Annotated in this window: 3 protein-coding genes; all 3 read right to left on the minus strand. The window is 69.6% G+C overall.

The genetic code is table 11. The annotated features are described in order from the left end of the window. The coding region (gene dcuC / locus VGW35_02635; GenBank protein ID HEV8306539.1) for a C4-dicarboxylate transporter DcuC at positions 1-686 on the minus strand (686 nt) is incomplete at its 3' end. Between the two features lie 57 nt (positions 687-743). Next, positions 744-1,820 (minus strand): substrate-binding domain-containing protein, encoded by a 1,077-nt coding sequence (locus VGW35_02640; GenBank protein ID HEV8306540.1) that lies wholly within the window; start codon positions 1,818-1,820, stop codon positions 744-746. A gap of 37 nt (positions 1,821-1,857) precedes the next feature. Next, on the minus strand, positions 1,858-4,260 hold the full coding sequence (locus tag VGW35_02645; protein HEV8306541.1) for a TonB-dependent receptor: 2,403 nt from the start codon (positions 4,258-4,260) through the stop codon (positions 1,858-1,860). Between the last annotated feature and the right edge of the window lie 660 nt (positions 4,261-4,920).

Raw genomic sequence — 4,920 nt, forward strand, 5'->3', positions numbered from 1 at the left:
GGCGGGAAGCCGCCGTAGCCGAGGAGCAGGAGAACGATCGGGACCAGGGGGATGATCGCCTTCGCTACGTTCAGGCGGAACGGAGCCTCATCTTTGGGCGGCGGCTCGACCAGCGTCGCCTCGTCCGGCGGGCCGTTGCCCGCGCGGTTGAGCACCGCGAAGACGAACGCCGCGACGATCGCCCCCGCAATGCTCGCGGGGATGACGCGGGCCGAGAGGTCCGGCGCCGAGAGCCGGACCGCGCCCGCGATCGCCTGCACGTCCTGCGCGCCGGGGTTCAGGAGGTCGCCACCGAACGAGGCGCCGAGGATGAGAGCGGCACCGGCGACAACCGCGGAATAGCCGCTCGCCATCAGCAGCGGCACCATGATCGGACCGAGGGCGGCGGCGGTGCTCGTCTGGCTGGGGACCGCCATGTTGACCAGGTAGGCGACCAGGATCCCTCCGGGCACGACCAGGATCCGGGAGGCGCGCACGGGGGCCAGCAGCAGGTGGATCAAGTGCTTGTCGCAGCCGGTGGCCGTCATCAGCGCCGCGAAGCCCATGGCGGCGCAGATCGGCGCCACCATCGCCGCGATCATGGCCCTCGTGAAGGTGTCGGTTACGGCCAGCGGCTTGCCGGCGAGGAGCGCCATGGCGAAGCCGGACGTCAGCAGGACGAAGCGCACCTCGACCCGGCGCACCATCGCCACGATGGCGGCGACGATGATCAGGACAGCCAGGATCAGCAGGGGAGTCGCCGGTTACTCGAGCTTGGCCAGCTCCTCGCGCACGACCTCCGCCGTGAGCGGCAGGTAGACCGCCTCGTCGGAAACGACCTGCTGGCCCTCGCGGCTCAGGACCAGCTTCAGGAACTCCTTCACCTTCGGCTCCAGCGGCTTGCCCGGCGGGCGGTTGACGAACACGTAGACGTAGCGCGCCAGCGGGTAGCGATGCGTGTAGATCTCGTCCTGCGTCGGCGCGACGAATGCGCCCCCGGCCTTCTCCGCGAGCGGCACGACCTTGACGCCGGGGGTGACGTTGGCGAGCAGGGCGTAGGTGAGGCCGCCGGGGTTGTTCCGACCGATGTCCTGGGCCGCCGTCGTGAAGGCGTGGGTGAACCCCTCGGTGCGCACGTGCTGGATGCCGTCCTTCCATTCGCCGCCCAGGAGGACGATCCGCTTGACGAACTGCTCGATGCCGTTGGGCGGCCGGAGGCCATAGAGCTTGATCGGCCGCGCGGCCCACTCGCCGCGCAGGCCGAGGTCTCCCCACTTCGCGATGTCGGCCGCGCCGCGCCGCCGGTCCTTGGAGTAGATCGCGTCGAGCTGCGCGAGCGTCAGGCCGGCGATCGGGTTGTCCTTGTGGACGAGGACCACGGTCGAGGCGGTCTTGCCGAGCGAGCCGACGCTGCCGGTCGCCACCCGGATCGCGAGCAGCGGATAGCCGAACTTTTCCAGGAAGGCCTTGTCCTCGGCCGGCAGCAGCTCCCGTCCCACCGGCGCGGCGTGCGCGCGTCCATCGATGAGCGCGGGCGCGCCGGTGCCCGAAGCGCGGGCCTCCATGGCCACGCTGAGCTTCGGGTAGGCCGCGCGAAACAGCTTGACCCAGCCGAGCGTGATCTCGTCCATCACGTCGGCGCCGACGAGGTTGAACTCCTCCTCGGGCTCCACTTTCAGCTCGCCCGGCTGCCAGCTCGGGATCGACGGGTCCACCGGGATGCGCGGCCCCGGCGCTGCGTACTTGACCGCCCAGGCCGGGCCCCCGGCCGCGGCGAGCAGCGACGAGACGGTCAGGACCCCGATCATCCGGGGCCCGGTCGAGCTCTTGCTCGTGTTCATGCTCCCGGTCCTCCTCTCTCGATCCTGGTTCGCGCGCTCAGAACTTCACCCGCACGGAGAGCGTGGCCGCGCGGGGAGAGCCCGGGCGGATGTTGAGGCTCGTGGTGGCGGTCCCGAGATTGCTCTCGTAGTACCGTTCGTCCAGCAGGTTGACCATCCTCGCCGTCAGCTCGTAGCGGCGGCCGACGTAGTAGATGCCGCCGTCGACGCGGAAATAGCCGGGCAGGCTGAGCACGGGCAGGGTGGACGAGCTGCCCCGGATCGTCCCCGCCCGCTCGCCGCTGTAGACCAGGCCAAGGCCGAAGCCGAGACCGCTGAGCGGGCCGCGCCTGATGTCGTATCGGCTCCAGAAATTGGCACTGTGTCGCGGGGCGTTCGTGATTCGAGACCCGACCCGGACGGGATCGGAGTCCTCCGTCACCTTGGAGTCCGCGAAGGTGTAGCCGGCGATCACCTGCCAGTTGTCGAGGATCCGGTGGCTGAGAGTGGCTTCCAGGCCGCGGCTGCGCTCCTGTCCGATCTGGTCGTTGACGGCCTGCGCGACGAGCGTGATGAGGACGTCGTCCTTGGTGATCTCGAACAGCGAGAGGCTGGCCTCACCGCGGCCGCCGCCCAGGTCGGCCTTGACCCCGGCCTCGAGCTGGCGTCCGCGCTCCGGGCCGAAGGGGTTCTCGCCGCGGGCGTCCGCGGCCCCCGGCGGTGGCGGGGTGAACGAGGTCGCGAAGCTGCCGTAGAGCGACCACGTGCGGCTCGGCTGGAAGACCAGCCCCACCACGGGGAGGAGGGCGTCGCTCGTCTTCTCCCTCACCCTCGGATTGATCCGCAGCTCCTCCTCCTGCGATTCCCGGCGGTCGTAACGCAGGCCCGCCAGCGCCTTCCAGCGCGGGCTCAGGTCGATCTGATCGTTCAGGTAGACGCCGTAGCTCCACGCTGGCGTGTACCGGTGCGTGTCCGCCCGCGACGCCAGCCCTCGCGCGCCATGGACGGGGTTCAGGATGTTGACGTTGAGGCTCGCGGCGCTGGCGAATTGCACCCGGTCGAAGTCGGTCAGCTCGTATCCGCCGTTGACCCCGAAGAGCAGCTTGTGCTGGATCGAGGCCGTGGAGACGCTCCGCGCCAGCGTCGTGTCGAGGTAGTGGAAGCGCCGGGTGTTGAGCTGGCGCCGGTCGCGGCGGGTCACGGTGGTGAGCCCGGTGAGCCCCAGGTTCTCGAAGCCCTTGGTGTCGTCCTCGTGCCAGACGCTCCGCCAGTTCACGTTCCAGGTCAGCCCGCCCCCGAAGAGCTTCTTCAGGGAGAGGCTGGCCGTCTTGCCGTCCTCGTTGATGTAGTCGGCGGGCTCCTGGTAGCGCACGTTGATCGGGGCCACGAGCGTGATGTCGTTCTGCGGCGCCACCAGGCCGCTGTCCAGGGCCGTCCGCGTCCGGCGATACTCGAACTCCAGGTTGAGGATCGTCCCATGCCATCCCAGCCAGGACAGGGAGGGGACGACGTAGAGGTCCTCGTTCTCGGCGAAGTCGCGGAAGGTCTGCTCGTTGTCGTAGGCCGCCACCAGGCGGTAGAGCAGCTTGCGGCTCTTGTCGATGGGGCCGGTGAAGTCCGCGGCCAGGTGGTACTTGTTGCTGTCCCCGAAGCCCGCGCCGGTGCCGAAGAAGGTGCCCCCACGAAGGTCCACGATCTGGGCGCGCTCGGCCTGCGGCTTCTTGGTGACGATGTTGATGATGCCGCCGGGCTGGGCCTGGCCGTAGAGGACCGAGCTGGGCCCCTTGAGCACCTCGATCCGCTCCACGTTCTCGGTGGAGGGGGAGTTGAAGCGGGCGGCCAGGCCGGGCAGGCCGTTGTACTGGATGTTCCCCGTGTTCGACGCGCGAATCCCGCGGATGACGAAGTCCACGCCGGTGTTGCCCGAACGGCTCACCCCCGTCGTGTAGTTGTAGAGGTCGGCGACGTTGGTGGACTCGATGGCCTTCATGAACGAGCTGGTGTAGCTCTGGACCGAGAGCGGGATGTCCCGCACGGGCGTGTCGATCTTGAGCGCGCTCATGGAGTGCGCGCCGGTGAACGAGACGGTCACCTCGTCGGCGAAGCTCGCCGGGGAGAGCGTGACGTCCGCCGTCGCCGGCTCCGAAGCGCTCACGGTCAGCTCCTTGGTGGCGGGCGCGAAACCGTCCCGGAATGCCGTCAGGAGGTACGCCCCGGGGGGCACGTCCTGGAACCGATAGCGGCCCCTGGTGTCCGTGGTCGTGTCACGGCCGAAGCCGGACGACCCCCTCAGGGTGACGGTCGCGCCCACGATCACGCCGCCCGTGGAGTCCATCACCTGCCCGGCGGCCTCCTGGACGGCGGGCGCGGCGGTCGACGCGCTGGGATCCGGTCCCGCGGAGGCGATGGCTGCCCCGCCGAGGACGAGGGAAACGGAAACAACAGCGGTACGCGTCGTCATGAGCCTCTCCTGGGCCCTTCGACGGGCCCGACCCTGGCGGTTAGAGCCGGCGCCTCAGGGATAGCGTCGCCTCCCTCGGATTGCCGGGGCGGATGCGGACCAGGTTGAAGGCCCCCCGACGAGCACGCCGCCGACGAGCGCTCGTGTCATTCTCCGAATCCGATCGGACGGACGGGACGATCTCGTCATTCCTGCCTCCCCATGTCCCCGGCATCGATGCCCAGGTTCGCTCCCGAGTGAGCCGCCATCATCGATCGATGTCGATGAACGCTCGATGAACCGACCCTGCTGGCGGGCTCGAGGGAGGAGCGGGGACCAGGGGCGCGCGTGCACGATGGGGCATCGTCGCCGAGAACGCCACCCGGCGGATGACGCATCGCCTGCGCCCAGGGCTGATCGAATCGCCGTCCGCGTGGCACCGGCCGGACGGTCAGGAGCCCTGGGGACCGCCATCGGCGCCGCACGGGCCAAGCACGCGTGCAAGGCGATGGTGTAGGCCGACGGCCGATCACGAGCTCAGCGTTATGCAGCGGCGCTGAGGGAGGGGACGGTTACTCGAGCGGCTCGGGCGAGGCGCAGGTCGCGACACGGGCGAAGCGCCCCAGGTCGAACGCGCTCTTCTTCTAGGAGCCATGCGTAGGACGCATGGGCGCGAGGGGC

The sequence above is a fragment of the Candidatus Methylomirabilota bacterium genome (assembly GCA_036005065.1).
Classification (GTDB): domain Bacteria; phylum Methylomirabilota; class Methylomirabilia; order Rokubacteriales; family DASRDR01; genus DASYQW01.